General features: G+C 51.7%; 14 protein-coding genes, 1 tRNA gene, 3 rRNA genes and 1 pseudogene. 15 read left to right on the forward strand and 4 right to left on the reverse strand.

The features are described from left to right. Positions 1 to 51 precede the first annotated feature (51 nt). The 15 genes and pseudogenes from ABIB59_RS14425 (at position 52) to ABIB59_RS14495 (ending at position 14,256) form a co-directional block, all read left to right on the forward strand. A pseudogene (locus tag ABIB59_RS14425) lies at positions 52 to 301 on the forward strand (type II 3-dehydroquinate dehydratase). Positions 302 to 322: 21 nt separating this feature from the next. After that, positions 323 to 799 carry an acetyl-CoA carboxylase biotin carboxyl carrier protein gene (gene accB, locus ABIB59_RS14430; protein ID WP_039077404.1) on the forward strand — a complete coding sequence of 159 codons (477 nt, stop codon included), beginning with the start codon at positions 323 to 325 and terminating at the stop codon, positions 797 to 799. 10 nt (positions 800 to 809) lie between these two features. Further along, complete coding sequence (gene accC, locus ABIB59_RS14435; protein ID WP_039077403.1) at positions 810 to 2,159, forward strand: acetyl-CoA carboxylase biotin carboxylase subunit; 1,350 nt, start codon at positions 810 to 812, stop codon at positions 2,157 to 2,159. A 114-nt stretch (positions 2,160 to 2,273) separates the two neighbouring features. Further along, positions 2,274 to 2,516, forward strand: coding sequence for a YhdT family protein (locus ABIB59_RS14440; RefSeq protein WP_071194414.1), 243 nt, complete (start codon positions 2,274 to 2,276; stop codon positions 2,514 to 2,516). Beyond that, positions 2,506 to 3,957, forward strand: coding sequence for a sodium/pantothenate symporter (panF, locus tag ABIB59_RS14445; protein WP_107223893.1), 1,452 nt, complete (start codon positions 2,506 to 2,508; stop codon positions 3,955 to 3,957). The genes ABIB59_RS14440 and panF overlap by 11 nt, the downstream gene beginning before the upstream one ends. A gap of 11 nt (positions 3,958 to 3,968) precedes the next feature. Next, positions 3,969 to 4,850: a 50S ribosomal protein L11 methyltransferase gene (prmA, locus tag ABIB59_RS14450; protein WP_071194412.1), complete on the forward strand. Its 882-nt coding sequence runs from the start codon at positions 3,969 to 3,971 to the stop codon at positions 4,848 to 4,850. Positions 4,851 to 5,208: 358 nt separating this feature from the next. Further along, positions 5,209 to 6,174, forward strand: coding sequence for a tRNA dihydrouridine synthase DusB (dusB, locus tag ABIB59_RS14455; RefSeq protein ID WP_039077399.1), 966 nt, complete (start codon positions 5,209 to 5,211; stop codon positions 6,172 to 6,174). A 23-nt stretch (positions 6,175 to 6,197) separates the two neighbouring features. Beyond that, positions 6,198 to 6,494 (forward strand): DNA-binding transcriptional regulator Fis, encoded by a 297-nt coding sequence (fis, locus tag ABIB59_RS14460; protein ID WP_000462905.1) that lies wholly within the window; start codon positions 6,198 to 6,200, stop codon positions 6,492 to 6,494. A gap of 158 nt (positions 6,495 to 6,652) precedes the next feature. Next, the gene (locus tag ABIB59_RS14465; protein ID WP_039077398.1) at positions 6,653 to 6,817 is read left to right on the forward strand and encodes a DUF2556 family protein; all 165 of its coding nucleotides are present in this window, start codon (positions 6,653 to 6,655) and stop codon (positions 6,815 to 6,817) included. Between the two features lie 141 nt (positions 6,818 to 6,958). Continuing rightward, complete coding sequence (locus ABIB59_RS14470) at positions 6,959 to 9,037, forward strand: putative bifunctional diguanylate cyclase/phosphodiesterase (RefSeq protein ID WP_039077397.1); 2,079 nt, start codon at positions 6,959 to 6,961, stop codon at positions 9,035 to 9,037. Positions 9,038 to 9,401: 364 nt separating this feature from the next. Beyond that, positions 9,402 to 9,623 (forward strand): putative periplasmic lipoprotein, encoded by a 222-nt coding sequence (locus ABIB59_RS14475; protein WP_039077395.1) that lies wholly within the window; start codon positions 9,402 to 9,404, stop codon positions 9,621 to 9,623. 476 nt (positions 9,624 to 10,099) lie between these two features. Then, the gene (locus ABIB59_RS14480) at positions 10,100 to 11,125 is read left to right on the forward strand and encodes an amino acid ABC transporter substrate-binding protein (protein WP_039077394.1); all 1,026 of its coding nucleotides are present in this window, start codon (positions 10,100 to 10,102) and stop codon (positions 11,123 to 11,125) included. A gap of 70 nt (positions 11,126 to 11,195) precedes the next feature. Beyond that, complete coding sequence (locus ABIB59_RS14485) at positions 11,196 to 12,377, forward strand: amino acid ABC transporter permease (RefSeq protein WP_354035893.1); 1,182 nt, start codon at positions 11,196 to 11,198, stop codon at positions 12,375 to 12,377. A gap of 9 nt (positions 12,378 to 12,386) precedes the next feature. Further along, on the forward strand, positions 12,387 to 13,490 hold the full coding sequence (locus ABIB59_RS14490) for an amino acid ABC transporter permease (protein ID WP_071194400.1): 1,104 nt from the start codon (positions 12,387 to 12,389) through the stop codon (positions 13,488 to 13,490). A gap of 7 nt (positions 13,491 to 13,497) precedes the next feature. After that, positions 13,498 to 14,256 (forward strand): amino acid ABC transporter ATP-binding protein, encoded by a 759-nt coding sequence (locus ABIB59_RS14495; RefSeq protein ID WP_039077391.1) that lies wholly within the window; start codon positions 13,498 to 13,500, stop codon positions 14,254 to 14,256. 160 nt (positions 14,257 to 14,416) lie between these two features. On the opposite strand, the gene rrf (ABIB59_RS14500) is transcribed toward ABIB59_RS14495, so the two are convergent. The 4 genes from rrf (ABIB59_RS14500) to ABIB59_RS14515 all read right to left on the reverse strand — a co-directional run. Beyond that, a 5S ribosomal RNA gene (gene rrf, locus ABIB59_RS14500) occupies positions 14,417 to 14,532 on the reverse strand. 37 nt (positions 14,533 to 14,569) lie between these two features. Further along, positions 14,570 to 14,645 (reverse strand) — tRNA-Thr (locus tag ABIB59_RS14505). A gap of 14 nt (positions 14,646 to 14,659) precedes the next feature. Then, positions 14,660 to 14,775: ribosomal RNA gene (gene rrf / locus ABIB59_RS14510) — 5S ribosomal RNA — on the reverse strand. A 194-nt stretch (positions 14,776 to 14,969) separates the two neighbouring features. Then, positions 14,970 to 15,179: ribosomal RNA gene (locus ABIB59_RS14515) — 23S ribosomal RNA — on the reverse strand; the annotation flags it as partial.

Consider the following 15,179-nt stretch of genomic DNA (forward strand, 5'->3'; position numbering starts at 1 on the left):
ATGAAGGTATATTTTGTTTTTTACCGGAAAATTGCAGGAGATAGCAGCACGATGGCTGGCAAGTTGCGCATTTTGCTTTTAAACGGCCCCAATCTTAACATGCCGGGAGCACGCAAGTCGGAAACCTATGGCACCCTTCGACTTTACTGAGTTCACTCTGAGCAATATGCATGCGCACGAACCATCTCGCCATCATTCCTGGCTCTCCGAAATCGCTACTGGCGTGGTCTTCGGACCTTATGCTGGCAGTTGTACATACGCTTTACAGACGGCGGTAACACGCCTGTCACAATCAAACTAAACAAGAGTACGGAACCCACTCATGGATATTCGTAAGATTAAAAAACTGATCGAACTGGTTGAAGAATCAGGCATCGCTGAACTGGAAATTTCTGAAGGCGAAGAGTCTGTACGCATCAGCCGCGCACCGGTGAACACGGGCTTCCCGGTGATGCAGCAAGCTTATGCGGCTCCGGTTATGCAGCAGCCAGCCCCTGCGCTTTCTGGCGCAGTCGCTCCCGCAGCTCCGGCTACGGCAGCAGAACCTGCGGCTGCGCAAATCAGTGGTCACATCGTACGTTCCCCGATGGTCGGGACCTTCTACCGCACGCCGAGCCCGGACGCTAAAGCGTTCTGTGAAGTCGGCCAGAAAGTCAATGTCGGCGATACCCTGTGCATCGTTGAAGCCATGAAAATGATGAACCAGATCGAAGCCGACAAAGCGGGCGTAGTGAAAGCCATTCTGGTTGAAAGTGGCCAGCCGGTAGAGTTTGACGAGCCGCTGGTCGTCATCGAATAACGAGGCGCACATGCTGGATAAAATTGTCATCGCCAACCGCGGCGAGATTGCACTGCGTATTCTTCGTGCCTGTAAAGAACTGGGTATCAAGACTGTCGCCGTGCATTCGACTGCGGACCGCGATTTAAAACACGTACTCCTGGCGGATGAGACGGTCTGTATTGGCCCGGCTCCGTCCGTAAAAAGCTACCTGAACATCCCGGCTATCATCAGCGCGGCGGAAATCACTGGCGCGGTGGCGATTCACCCCGGTTATGGTTTCCTTTCAGAGAACGCCAACTTTGCCGAGCAGGTTGAGCAGTCCGGCTTTATCTTCATCGGCCCGAAAGCCGACACTATTCGCCTGATGGGCGACAAAGTGTCTGCCATTACCGCGATGAAGAAAGCGGGCGTACCGACCGTACCGGGCTCCGACGGCCCGCTGGGCGACGATATGGATGTCAACCGCGCGCATGCCAAACGCATTGGCTATCCGGTTATCATCAAGGCGTCCGGCGGCGGCGGCGGTCGCGGTATGCGTGTCGTTCGCGGTGACGCTGAACTGGCACAGTCCATTGCCATGACCAAAGCTGAGGCCAAAGCGGCGTTCAACAATGACATGGTGTACATGGAAAAATACCTGGAAAATCCTCGTCATATCGAGATCCAGGTACTGGCTGATGGCCAGGGTAACGCCATTTATCTGGCTGAACGTGACTGCTCCATGCAGCGTCGTCACCAGAAAGTTGTCGAAGAAGCACCGGCTCCGGGCATTACTCCGGAACTGCGCCGCTATATCGGTGAGCGTTGCTCCAAAGCCTGTGTGGATATCGGTTACCGTGGAGCAGGTACGTTTGAGTTCCTGTTCGAAAATGGCGAGTTCTATTTCATCGAAATGAACACCCGTATCCAGGTGGAACATCCGGTGACCGAAATGATCACTGGCGTGGACCTGATCAAAGAGCAGTTGCGTATCGCTGCCGGTCAGCCACTGTCCATCAAACAGGAAGAAGTTGTGGTGAAAGGCCATGCGGTAGAGTGCCGTATCAACGCCGAAGATCCGAACACCTTCCTGCCGAGCCCGGGTAAAATTACCCGTTTCCATGCGCCAGGCGGTTTTGGCGTGCGCTGGGAATCACATATCTACGCCGGTTACACCGTACCGCCGTACTATGACTCAATGATCGGCAAGCTGATTTGCTTTGGTGAGAACCGTGATGTGGCAATTGCGCGTATGAAAAATGCGTTGCAGGAGCTGATCATTGACGGTATCAAAACCAACGTGGATCTGCAGATGCGCATCATGAGCGATGAAAAATTCCAGCAGGGTGGTACCAACATCCACTATCTGGAGAAGAAACTCGGTCTGAACGAAAAGTAAGACTGGGTGACTTGTCATGTAAAAGGCCGGATTTTCCGGCCTTTTTTATTTCAGGGGATCGCTGACTATCCATAAGGTACAATCCCCGCTTTCTTTATCCACATGGGACACAAAATGGACAAACGTTTTGTTCAGGCCCACAAAGAAGCGCGCTGGGCGCTGTGGCTGACCCTCCTCTACCTCGCCGCATGGTTGGTGACTGCTTACTTACCAGATTCAACGGTCGGGTTTACCGGATTACCTCACTGGTTTGAAATGGCCTGCCTGTTAACGCCGCTGGTTTTTATTCTGCTGTGCTGGGCGATGGTGAAGTTTATTTATCGCGATATTCCCCTGGAGGACGATGATGCAGCCTGAAGTCATTCTTCCCCTTGTCGCTTATCTGTTAGTGGTGTTTGGCCTGTCTGTGTACGCCATGCGCAAAAGGACTAACGGCACCTTTCTGAACGAGTATTTTCTCGGCAGCCGTTCGATGGGCGGCATAGTACTGGCAATGACGTTAACCGCGACCTACATCAGCGCCAGTTCCTTTATCGGCGGCCCAGGCGCTGCCTATAAATACGGGCTGGGTTGGGTGTTGCTGGCGATGATCCAGTTGCCCGCTGTCTGGCTTTCGCTGGGTATTCTTGGCAAGAAATTCGCCATTCTGGCGCGGCGCTACAATGCAGTGACGCTCAACGATATGCTGTTCGCCCGCTACCAGAGTCGTTTGCTGGTCTGGCTGGCTAGCCTGAGCCTGCTGGTGGCTTTCATCGGCGCAATGACCGTGCAGTTTATTGGCGGCGCACGTTTGCTGGAAACCGCAGCGGGCATCCCTTACGAAACCGGTCTGCTGATTTTTGGCATCAGCATCGCGCTGTATACCGCGTTTGGCGGTTTTCGCGCAAGCGTACTGAACGACACGATGCAGGGCATGGTAATGCTGATTGGCACCATCGTCCTATTGGTGGGCGTGGTGCATGCGGCGGGTGGTTTAGGTCATGCGGTGGAGACATTGCAGACTATCGATCCGAAACTGGTCACGCCGCAAGGGGCCAACGATATTCTGTCGCCAACCTTTATGACCTCATTCTGGGTGCTGGTCTGTTTTGGCGTGATCGGTTTACCGCACACGGCGGTACGCTGCATCTCCTATAAAGATAGCAAAGCGGTGCATCGCGGAATTATCATCGGCACGATTGTGGTGGCGATCCTGATGTTCGGCATGCATCTGGCCGGCGCGCTGGGCCGCGCGGTGATACCTGACCTGACCGTACCGGATTTGGTGATCCCCACGTTAATGGTTAAAGTGCTGCCGCCGTTTGCCGCCGGGATCTTCCTGGCCGCACCGATGGCGGCGATCATGTCGACGATCAACGCCCAGTTGCTGCAAAGTTCCGCTACGATCATTAAAGATCTCTATCTCAACCTCCGCCCGGAACAGCTAAAAAACGAGACGCGTCTGAAACGGATGTCGGCAGTCATCACGCTGATGTTAGGCGCTCTGCTGCTGCTTGCCGCCTGGCGACCGCCGGAGATGATCATCTGGCTGAACCTGTTGGCGTTTGGCGGCCTTGAGGCGGTCTTCCTGTGGCCGCTGGTGCTGGGGCTGTACTGGGAACGCGCTAATGCCGCAGGCGCGCTGAGCGCAATGATCGTCGGCGGCGTGCTGTATGCCGTGCTTGCTACGTTTAAGATCCAGTACCTGGGCTTCCATCCGATTGTGCCTTCGTTACTGTTAAGTTTACTGGCGTTTGTGGTCGGCAACCGTTTCGGTCAGCCTGTTTCACAACCCGCTACGATTTCTACTGATAAATAAAGAGTTTTGCCATGCCGTGGATCCAACTAAAACTGAATACAACTGGCGCTAACGCCGAAGACCTGAGCGACGCGCTAATGGAGGCCGGCTCGGTCTCCATCACCTTTCAGGACACGCATGACACGCCGGTCTTTGAGCCGCTGCCGGGTGAGACGCGCCTGTGGGGTGATACCGACGTTATTGGCCTGTTCGATGCCGAAACCGACATGAAAGAGGTTGTGGCGATGCTTGAGCAACATCCGCTGCTCGGTGCGGGTTTCGCACATAAAATTGAACAGCTCGAAGATAAAGACTGGGAGCGCGAGTGGATGGACAACTTCCATCCGATGCGCTTTGGTGAACGTCTGTGGATCTGCCCGAGCTGGCGCGATGTGCCGGACAAAAACGCGGTAAATGTGATGCTCGATCCGGGCCTGGCGTTCGGTACCGGCACGCACCCAACCACCTCATTATGTCTACAGTGGCTTGATGGTCTGGATTTAGCGGGTAAAACAGTGATCGACTTTGGCTGCGGCTCCGGCATTCTGGCGATTGCCGCGCTGAAACTGGGGGCGGCAAAGGCGATCGGTATCGATATCGACCCGCAGGCGATTCAGGCCAGCCGCGACAATGCCGAGCGTAACGGCGTTTCTGAGCGCCTGGAACTGTATCTGCCGCAAGACCAGCCTGACGCGATGCAGGCGGACGTGGTGGTCGCCAACATTCTGGCAGGCCCTTTGCGTGAGCTTGCCCCGCTTATCAGCGTACTGCCGATCTCAGGCGGCCTGCTCGGCCTTTCCGGCATTCTCGCCAGCCAGGCTGAAAGTGTCTGTGAAGCCTATCGCGATACCTTCGCACTCGACGCTGTGGTGGAAAAAGAAGAATGGTGCCGCATCACCGGCCAGAAAAAGTAAGTCGTCGACCTGGCAATAAGGCCACGAAGCATTCAGCAACATAATGCTCCATAGGGTGAAAATGGGAGTCTGATCTCATTTTCACCCTCTTTTTTGACGATTAAAACAGCAAGATATGCCGCTGAATCAGGGTTATGGTGAAGAAAAACAGAGAAGTTTGACGAATTTATATTTGTTCACAAATTCACCATTTTAATATAACTCAATGATTTTAAATCATTAATATTTTCACCTATCGCCTTTCGCTGTGATTCATTGATCTGCGACAGTGGATTGGTCAAAGTTTGGCCTTTCATCTCGTGCGAAAAATGCGTAATATACGCCGCCTTGCAGTCACAGTATGGTCATTTCTTAACTCATGCGCATCGGACACCACCAGCTCAGAAATCGACTGATCGCAGCGCCAATGGCTGGCATTACTGACAGACCGTTTCGGACGTTGTGCTACGAGATGGGAGCCGGATTAACGGTATCCGAGATGATGTCCTCCAACCCTCAGGTTTGGGAGAGTGACAAATCAAGGCTGCGGATGGTGCATATCGATGAGCCCGGTATTCGTACCGTGCAAATTGCCGGTAGTGACCCGGAAGAAATGGCGGAAGCCGCACGTATCAACGTGGAAAGCGGCGCCCAGATTATTGATATCAATATGGGCTGCCCGGCAAAGAAAGTGAATCGCAAGCTTGCGGGCTCTGCCCTGCTGCAATACCCGGATCTGGTGAAGTCTATCCTGAACGCGGTAGTGAAAGCAGTGGATGTGCCCGTCACGCTTAAGACTCGCACTGGCTGGGCTCCGGAACACCGTAACTGCGTAGAAATTGCCCAACTGGCTGAAGACTGTGGCATTCAGGCTCTGACCATTCATGGACGCACCCGCGCCTGTTTGTTCAATGGAGACGCTGAGTACGACAGTATTCGGGCAGTTAAGCAGAAGGTTTCCATTCCGATTATCGCGAATGGTGACATCACTGACCCGCTTAAAGCCAGAGCTGTACTCGACTATACGGGGGCTGATGCCCTGATGATAGGACGTGCAGCTCAGGGAAGACCCTGGATCTTTCGGGAAATCCAGCATTATCTGGACACTGGGGAGCTGCTCGCCCCACTGCCTTTGGCAGAGGTAAAGCGCTTGCTTTGCGCGCATGTTCGGGAATTGCATGACTTTTATGGTCAGGCAAAAGGGTACCGAATTGCACGTAAACACGTCTCCTGGTATCTCCAGGAGCACGCTCCAAATGACCAGTTTCGGCGCACATTCAACGCCATAGAGGACGCCAGCGAACAGCTGGAGGCGTTGGAGGCATACTTCGAAAATCTTGCGTAATGAAATAAAGAGCTGACAGAACTATGTTCGAACAACGCGTAAATTCTGACGTACTGACCGTTTCTACCGTTAACTCTCAGGATCAGGTAACTCAAAAGCCCCTGCGTGACTCGGTTAAACAGGCACTGAAGAACTATTTTGCTCAACTGAATGGTCAGGATGTTAATGATCTGTATGAGCTGGTACTGGCTGAAGTTGAACAGCCACTGTTGGACATGGTGATGCAATACACCCGCGGCAATCAAACCCGCGCTGCCCTGATGATGGGTATCAACCGTGGTACGCTGCGTAAGAAACTGAAAAAATACGGCATGAACTGATAGTTATCAGAGACTGCTTGTTAAAAGGCGCGGACCGGCATGGGGACGCGCTTTTTTTTCGCTGGAATTCCGCCAAAAAACTTATCTTTCCTCAACGCCTGCCGATAACATTTTCGTGTATATTCCCAACGAATGGTTGCACGAAAAGGATATGCGGGATGATTCGAAAGTATTTTTGGCTGGTTATTTTTGCCCTTTCTGTCCTGTTGCTGGATGCATTGATCATGCAGTGGATCGAATTCCTGACAACAGAGGTAGATAAATGCCGAAACATGGATTCCGTCAATCCTCTCAAGCTGGTGAACTGTGCTGATTTAAATTAGCTGTTTTCCCGCCCGGCCTCTTGCTTCGTGCAAGCAGAGAAACCGTTTTGAGTCATCCACTTGCAATGATAATGTCACCACCTTTTTTGTCTTCTCAAGTGTAGTTACGCATAATACTTTTGTGAATGAGTTGATGACATCATGCTGGTTAGCCAATACGACCAAATCCTGGTTGTTGTTTCTTTTATTGTTGCCATTCTGGCTTCCTATACTGCGCTAAATATGGCAGGTCGTGTGTCCACCAGCTCAGGGTCTTCATCATGGGTGTGGTTGACCGGCGGCGGTGTAGCAATGGGCATTGGTATCTGGGCCATGCATTTTATCGGCATGCTGGCGATGGATATCTCAATGCACCTGAGCTATGACCCGTTATTGACGGCGATCTCCATGCTCATTGCCATCGGCGCCTCATTGTTCGCACTCTGGTTAGTCAGCGGTAATGAACTGACCATGCTGCATCTTCTCCCCGGTTCCTTTGTGATGGGGATGGGGATCGTTGCCATGCACTATACCGGCATGGCAGCGCTGAAAGTGGAGCCCGCCATTGTCTGGGATATGTTCTGGGTCGCCATCTCGGTCATCATTGCATTAACCGCTTCTTTTGCCGCGCTATGGCTGACGTTCCGTCTTCGTCATGAAGCCGCTCAGGTGGCCTTAATGCGCTTTGGCGCGGCCATCCTGATGGGGATCGCTATTGCCGGTATGCACTACAGCGGCATGATGGCCGCGCGATTCCCAAACCAGGAGCCAATGAGTCACCATGGCGTTAACGGCAACTGGCTGGCAGTGCTGGTAAGCGTCGTGGCATTTTCCATCCTCGGCATCACTCTACTCGTTTCCATGCTGGATGCACGCCTGCAGGCGCGGACATCTCAGTTGGCCTCGTCACTGGCAGAAGCGAACCGCGAGCTGGCCCAACTGGCGCTACACGATACCCTAACGCGCCTGCCTAACCGCGTGCTGCTGGAAGACCGTCTGGATCAGGCGATAAATAAAGCCAGACGTGAAGGTTCTTTCTTCGCGCTGATGTTTATGGACCTGGACGGCTTTAAAACCGTTAACGACGCCTATGGGCACGACGTGGGCGATAAATTGCTGGTTGCAGTGGCTGATCGTCTCAAGCAGCAACTCAAAGGGCAATTTACGCTGGCTCGTATGGGGGGTGACGAATTCGTCCTGCTGACAGAGGTAAGTGCCCCGGATGAAGCAGCGACGCTTGCAGGCTCGCTGGTGCGCGTTATCGACAAGCCGTTTAATATCGACCCGTATGACATGATGGTCACCCTGAGCGTGGGCATCGCACTCTATCCGCACGATGGTAAAAATGAGCGCGAGCTGATGTTTAACGCCGACGCGGCGATGTATCACACCAAGCATATGGGGCGAAACGGCTATCACTTCTTCCAGCCGTCCATGAATACCCTGGCGCAGACGCAGTTACAACTGATGAACGACCTGTGGCTGGCAATGGAGCGTAAAGAGTTCCGCCTGGTTTATCAACCGAAATTCCAGGCGCCAGCCGGACCAATCATTGGCTTTGAAGCCCTGCTCCGCTGGCAGCATCCAAAACGAGGGATGCTCTCTCCGGATGTCTTTTTACCGTTAGCCGAGAAGACGGGCCTGATTGTCCCGCTCGGAAACTGGGTCATTGATGAAGCATGCCGCCAGTTAAGCGAATGGCGTGCGCAGGGTAATATTGGCTGGTCGGTAGCAGTCAACTTATCAACACTGCAATTTGAACAACCGTCGCTGGTTCAGACCATCATGGATAGCCTGCAAAAGCATGAGGTGCCACCTGACACGCTAATACTTGAGGTCACCGAGACCACAGCGATGACTAACCCTGACGAGAGCGTTCGCGTCTTGACGGAACTTACCGATGCAGGCGTTCAGGCATCCATTGATGACTTTGGTACGGGCTATTCCAGCTTGCTTTATCTTAAGCGACTTCCCGCTTGTGAACTGAAAATTGATCGCGCTTTTGTCAGAGAACTCAACAGTGATGGCGACGATGCAACCATCGTCTCGGCTATCATCGCGCTGGCGAAAACGTTAAATCTGAAAGTGGTGGCGGAAGGGGTTGAAACCACAGAACAGCAGGCCTTTTTGACTGAGCTGGGGTGCAATACGCTACAAGGTTATCTGTTAGGTCGCCCGGTCACGCCTGAGGTTATCAGCGCTCAGGGAAATACATTGTGCCAACAGGAACCTGTTTGTTAAATATCAATAGAGTAGATAAAAGGGGGTTTAATTTTGCACCCTTTTATCTATTAGCCTGTCGGCGTTTTTAACCTACCTTGTTATTGCCATTTCCATTATTTTTATTAAAATCATTGGCTCACAATAGATAACGAACTTTAAATTTTTATATTTCCTTATTCCCCTGCATACTCTCTTCATCCCCTCCATTTTTTCTGCATTATTCGATGAAATATCGTTATTCTCTTCACGATGTTTACACTGCTCATACTTTGAGATTATTGAACGGGGCATTCTTAATCTTCTCGATGTTAAAATAGCGTATCGATTCTGCGCTGGTGTCGTTATTTGATACCGGGGATCGGGACTATTTAGAGGTAACATCATGAAAAGATTAATTTCCGTTGTTCTGCTTACCGCTACCCTGGCAGGTTGTGCGCACGACTCACCTTGCGTCCCCACGTATGATGATCAAGGGCGTCTGGTCCATACCAATACCTGTGTAAAAGGAACGACTCAGGACAACTGGGAAACCGCAGGTGCGATTGCGGGAGGGGCTGCGGCTCTGGCAGGCTTAACGCTGGGTATCGTCGCGTTAACTAAGTAATTTATCCAAAGCGCGGTTATGCCGCGCTTTGCTTTATTACAGTGCATTTCTTTTTATCGGCGTAAATTTTTAGCATCAAAAATGAGCAACTCATTTAAATAATTCTGCACTCCTGCCTGATTTCCCACCACATTTTAAATTATTTCATCTCTGCTCGTGACGCGTTTCACAAAGTAATGCGTTTAGCTTTCTTGCTTATATTACCCCCTGAAACTTATTTGTTAGCAGAATCGGCTAAGTGAAAGTTTTTTGCTCTGTTTTGTGGCGCAGGTTGGAATTTTGCACCATAGCAGGGCGTTGAGGTTATTTTTTCCTGTCTACACTCTCCATATTGTGCTCGCGGCTCGCATTTTTCCGCGTTCGCAAAAACTGGCACTACCTTTGCTTTAAAGAGTATGGCCAAAGCCACAGACAGGTTTAAGGCGTTTCCCGGACGCCTTCATATAACGATAATTTTTCGCCACACAGGATGCATTATGAAAAAGATGATGATTGCCAGCCTGGCAGCTGCCGGCGTGCTGTTTGCCGTTGCAAATCAAGCCCATGCTGGCACAACTCTGGATGCCGTTAAGAAGAAAGGCTTCGTACAGTGCGGTATCAGTGACGGTCTTCCTGGCTTCTCTTACGCGGATGCTAACGGTAAATTCACCGGTATTGATGTAGATGTTTGCCGTGGCGTTGCCGCTGCCGTATTTGGCGATGACACGAAAGTAAAATACACCCCGCTGACCGCAAAAGAGCGTTTCACCGCACTGCAATCCGGCGAGGTAGACATCCTTTCCCGTAACACAACCTGGACCTCTTCACGCGACGCCGGTATGGGGATGTCCTTTACTGGCGTAACCTATTACGACGGTATCGGCTTCCTGACCCATAACAAAGCTGGCCTGAAAAGCGCCAAAGAGCTGGACGGCGCAACCGTATGTATTCAGGCGGGTACCGATACCGAGCTCAACGTGGCGGATTACTTTAAATCCAACAATATGAAATACACGCCGGTGACCTTTGACCGCTCTGATGAATCCGCAAAAGCGCTGGAGTCAGGCCGTTGCGATACGCTGGCATCTGACCAGTCTCAGTTGTACGCACTGCGTATCAAGCTGAGCAATCCGGCTGAATGGATCGTCCTGCCGGAAGTGATCTCCAAAGAGCCGCTGGGCCCGGTCGTTCGTCGCGGTGATGAAGATTGGTTCTCCATCGTTCGCTGGACCCTGTTTGCCATGCTGAACGCAGAAGAAATGGGCATCAACTCGAAAAACGTTGACGAGAAAGCGGCTAAACCAGCAACGCCAGACATGGCGCACCTGCTGGGTACCGAAGGTGATTTTGGTAAAGACCTGAAACTCGACAACAAATGGGCCTACAACATCATTAAGAAAGTGGGCAACTACTCTGAAATCTTCGAGCGTAACGTCGGTGCTGACAGTGCGCTGAAAATCAAACGCGGCCAGAATAATCTCTGGAACAACGGCGGTATTCAATACGCTCCGCCAGTACGTTAAGACGTAAGTGCTGTAACGGGCGCCGCCTATGCGGCGCCCACTCCAGAGTCATGGTTACCGAGGTTTTCTTATGTCCCAACGCCGCCCAACCGTTAAAGGATCACTCTCCTTTTCAAACCCTGCGGTTCGTGCCTGGCTGTTTCAAATTATCGCTATTCTTGCTGTTATCGGCATCGCGATCTATTTGATACACAATACCGTTACTAACCTGAACAGCCGCGGTATTACTTCTGGTTTTGCATTTCTTGATCGTGCTGCCGGATTTGGCATTGTTCAGCACCTTATCGACTACGAACAGGGTGACACTTATGGCCGCGTCTTCTTCGTTGGCCTGCTCAATACCTTGCTGGTATCAGCGCTGTGTATTGTTTTTGCGTCATTTATCGGCTTTTTTCTGGGGCTTTGCCGTCTTTCAGAAAACTGGCTGTTACGTAAGCTCTCTACGATTTATATCGAGACGTTCCGTAATATTCCCCCGCTACTGCAAATCTTCTTCTGGTATTTCGCCGTATTGCGTAATTTACCTGGCCCACGTCAGGCTATTGGCGCTATGGATGTGCTGTTCCTCAGTAACAGGGGGCTCTATATCCCATCACCCCAACTGGGGGAAGGGCTATGGGCGTTTATTGGCACGATTGTTATCGCACTGGCCATCAGCATCGGTCTGTACCGCTTTAACAAAGCGCACCAGATTAAAACCGGCCAATTGCGCCGCACATGGCCAACGGCTCTGGGGCTGATTATTGTGCTCCCGTTGCTGGCTCATTGGGTATTTGGCGCGGCGCTTCACTGGGACATCCCGCACTTGCGCGGTTTCAACTTCCAGGGCGGTATGGTGTTAATTCCGGAACTGGCGGCACTAACGATTGCACTGTCGGTTTACACCTCGGCATTCATTGCTGAGATTATCCGCTCAGGCATTCAATCTGTCCCCTACGGTCAACATGAAGCGGCACGTTCGCTTGGCTTGCCCAACCCGGTGACGTTGCGTCAGGTCATCATTCCGCAGGCACTGCGTGTCATTATTCCACCGCTGACCAGCCAGTATTTAAATATTGCAAAAAACTCGTCTCTGGCGGCCGCGATTGGTTATCCGGATATGGTGTCGTTGTTCGCCGGTACGGTGTTGAACCAGACAGGCCAGGCCATCGAAACGATCGCGATTACCATGTCGGTTTACCTGATTATCAGTCTGTCGATTTCGTTGCTTATGAATATCTATAACCGCCGCATCGCATTAATTGAGCGCTAAGGACATCTGATGACAAAAGCTATTCTGTCTCAATCTACGCGCCAGACCCGTGCAGGAAGCAGCGGTATTGTGCTGTGGATAAAGAAAAATTTATTTTCAAGCTGGTTGAACGCACTGCTGACGCTCTTCTGCCTGTGGCTGATGTGGGAACTGATTCCACCGCTGCTGAACTGGGCTCTTTTTCAGGCGAACTGGATAGGATCGACGCGCGCAGACTGTACCAAAGCGGGTGCGTGCTGGGTGTTTATTCATGAGCGTTTTGGTCAGTTCATGTATGGCCTCTATCCGCATGAGCAACGCTGGCGCATTAACCTCGCCCTGATTGTCGGACTCCTTTCTATTGCACCGATGTTCTGGAAAAAGCTACCGAGCCGTGGTCGCTATATCGCTTGCTGGGCTGTGGCTTATCCGCTCGTGGTGTGGTGGCTGATGTACGGTGGTTTTTTGGGACTCGATCGCGTGGAAACGCGCCAGTGGGGTGGGTTAACGCTGACGTTGATCATCGCCTCTGTGGGTATCGCTGGCGCTTTGCCTCTGGGCATATTGCTGGCGCTCGGGCGTCGCTCAAAAATGCCGGTCGTGCGGGTATTGTCAGTGATTTTTATCGAGTTCTGGCGTGGCGTACCGCTGATCACTGTACTGTTCATGTCCTCGGTCATGCTGCCGCTGTTTATGGCGGAAGGCACAAGTATTGATAAGCTGATCCGTGCGCTGGTCGGGGTGATTCTATTTCAGTCCGCCTACGTCGCCGAAGTCGTGCGTGGCGGCTTGCAGGCTCTGCCAAAAGGGCAATACGAAGCTGCCGAGTCACTGGCGCTGGGATACTGGAAAACACAAGGGCTGGTGATTTTACCGCAGGCACTGAAACTGGTTATTCCGGGTCTGGTGAATACCATCATCGCGCTGTTTAAAGATACCAGCCTCGTTATCATCATCGGCCTGTTCGATCTTTTCAGTAGCGTCCAGCAGGCAACGGTTGACCCCGCCTGGCTCGGTATGTCGACCGAAGGTTATGTATTTGCCGCGTTAGTTTACTGGATTTTCTGTTTTAGCATGTCGCGCTATAGCCAACATCTGGAGAAGCGCTTCCATACCGGGCGTTCAGCGCATTGAGGAAATTATGAGTCAAATTACTATGCAACCTGCCGATGCGATGATTACGCTCGAAGATGTGAATAAATGGTACGGGCAATTTCACGTACTTAAAGATATTAACCTTAAGGTAAAGCAAGGGGAACGCATCGTTCTGTGCGGCCCTTCCGGCTCAGGAAAATCCACGACTATTCGTTGCATTAATCATCTGGAAGAGCATCAGCAGGGTCGTATCGTAGTGGATGGCATCGAGTTAAACGAAGATATTCGTAATATCGAGAAGGTTCGCCAGGAAGTGGGGATGGTATTTCAGCACTTCAACCTTTTCCCGCATCTGACGGTACTACAGAACTGTACGCTGGCACCGATCTGGGTGCGGAAGATGCCGAAGAAGGAAGCCGAAGCGCTGGCCATGCATTATTTAGAGCGCGTTCGTATTGCTGAGCACGCCCATAAATTCCCGGGGCAAATTTCTGGTGGCCAGCAGCAGCGTGTGGCTATCGCCCGCTCACTCTGTATGAAACCGAAAATTATGCTCTTTGATGAACCAACCTCTGCGCTTGACCCTGAGATGGTGAAAGAAGTGCTGGATACTATGATTGGTCTGGCTGAATCGGGAATGACAATGCTGTGTGTGACTCACGAAATGGGCTTTGCACGTACCGTTGCTGACCGGGTGATCTTTATGGATCGTGGTGAAATCGTTGAGCAGGCGCCGCCGCAGGAATTTTTCGCTAATCCTAAGTCCGAACGCACCCGAGCTTTTCTGTCTCAGGTTATCCACTGATAGTTGTTATAGAAATGCAAAAGGCCATCCCTGCGGATGGCCTTTTTTATTGATTCAGTTCCCGTAGGTTGTACTGGAAAAGAAGCTGCAAACTCGCTGATAAACCTATATCAAAAACAAAAGGCCCAGTCTTTCGACTGAGCCTTTTGTTTTAATTGATGTCTGGCAGTTCCCTACTCTCACATGGGGAGACCCCACACTACCATCGGCGCTACGGCGTTTCACTTCTGAGTTCGGCATGGGGTCAGGTGGGACCACCGCGCTAAAGCCGCCAGACAAATTCTTTCTAAGCGCCGAACTTTAACCTTAAAACTGGTGCTGATACCCAGAGTCGAACTGGGGACCTCACCCTTACCAAGGGTGCGCTCTACCAACTGAGCCATATCAGCACGCTTAATTTGATGCCTGGCAGTTCCCTACTCTCACATGGGGAGACCCCACACTACCATCGGCGCTACGGCGTTTCACTTCTGAGTTCGGCATGGGGTCAGGTGGGACCACCGCGCTAAAGCCGCCAGGCAAATTCTGTTGCCGGAAACGAATCTTTTTCACTGTGGCTGCGTTGGCTGCATTCGCAAAGTCAGTCACATACTCATGTATGCTCCTTCTTTTCCTTCATTTGCCGCCTTGCCTCAGCGTAAAATCTTTCGTTCCCGAAAATCTGTATCTAAGCTGAAAATTCTCTCAATCCGCCAAAACATCTTCGGCGTTGTAAGGTTAAGCCTCACGGTTCATTAGTACCGGTTAGCTCAACGCATCGCTGCGCTTACACACCCGGCCTATCAACGTCGTCGTCTTCAACGTTCCTTTAGTGTCCTTAAAGGACAAGGGAGAACTCATCTCGGGGCAAGTTTCGTGCTTAGATGCTTTCAGCACTTATCTCTTCCGCATGTAGCTACCGGGCAGTGCCATTGGCATGACAA

The sequence above is a fragment of the Citrobacter sp. UYEF32 genome, from assembly GCF_040546205.1.
GTDB lineage: Bacteria > Pseudomonadota > Gammaproteobacteria > Enterobacterales > Enterobacteriaceae > Phytobacter > Phytobacter diazotrophicus.

Excerpts from the sequence above, each read along its gene's own strand:
- accB (WP_039077404.1), top strand. The coding sequence starts at position 323 with ATGGATATTCGTAAGATTAAAAAACTGATCGAACTGGTTGAAGAATCA.
- accC (WP_039077403.1), top strand. The coding sequence starts at position 810 with ATGCTGGATAAAATTGTCATCGCCAACCGCGGCGAGATTGCACTGCGT.
- ABIB59_RS14440 (WP_071194414.1), top strand. The coding sequence starts at position 2,274 with ATGGACAAACGTTTTGTTCAGGCCCACAAAGAAGCGCGCTGGGCGCTG.
- panF (WP_107223893.1), top strand. The coding sequence starts at position 2,506 with ATGCAGCCTGAAGTCATTCTTCCCCTTGTCGCTTATCTGTTAGTGGTG.
- prmA (WP_071194412.1), top strand. The coding sequence starts at position 3,969 with ATGCCGTGGATCCAACTAAAACTGAATACAACTGGCGCTAACGCCGAA.
- dusB (WP_039077399.1), top strand. The coding sequence starts at position 5,209 with ATGCGCATCGGACACCACCAGCTCAGAAATCGACTGATCGCAGCGCCA.
- fis (WP_000462905.1), top strand. The coding sequence starts at position 6,198 with ATGTTCGAACAACGCGTAAATTCTGACGTACTGACCGTTTCTACCGTT.
- ABIB59_RS14465 (WP_039077398.1), top strand. The coding sequence starts at position 6,653 with ATGATTCGAAAGTATTTTTGGCTGGTTATTTTTGCCCTTTCTGTCCTG.
- ABIB59_RS14470 (WP_039077397.1), top strand. The coding sequence starts at position 6,959 with ATGCTGGTTAGCCAATACGACCAAATCCTGGTTGTTGTTTCTTTTATT.
- ABIB59_RS14475 (WP_039077395.1), top strand. The coding sequence starts at position 9,402 with ATGAAAAGATTAATTTCCGTTGTTCTGCTTACCGCTACCCTGGCAGGT.
- ABIB59_RS14480 (WP_039077394.1), top strand. The coding sequence starts at position 10,100 with ATGAAAAAGATGATGATTGCCAGCCTGGCAGCTGCCGGCGTGCTGTTT.
- ABIB59_RS14485 (WP_354035893.1), top strand. The coding sequence starts at position 11,196 with ATGTCCCAACGCCGCCCAACCGTTAAAGGATCACTCTCCTTTTCAAAC.
- ABIB59_RS14490 (WP_071194400.1), top strand. The coding sequence starts at position 12,387 with ATGACAAAAGCTATTCTGTCTCAATCTACGCGCCAGACCCGTGCAGGA.
- ABIB59_RS14495 (WP_039077391.1), top strand. The coding sequence starts at position 13,498 with ATGAGTCAAATTACTATGCAACCTGCCGATGCGATGATTACGCTCGAA.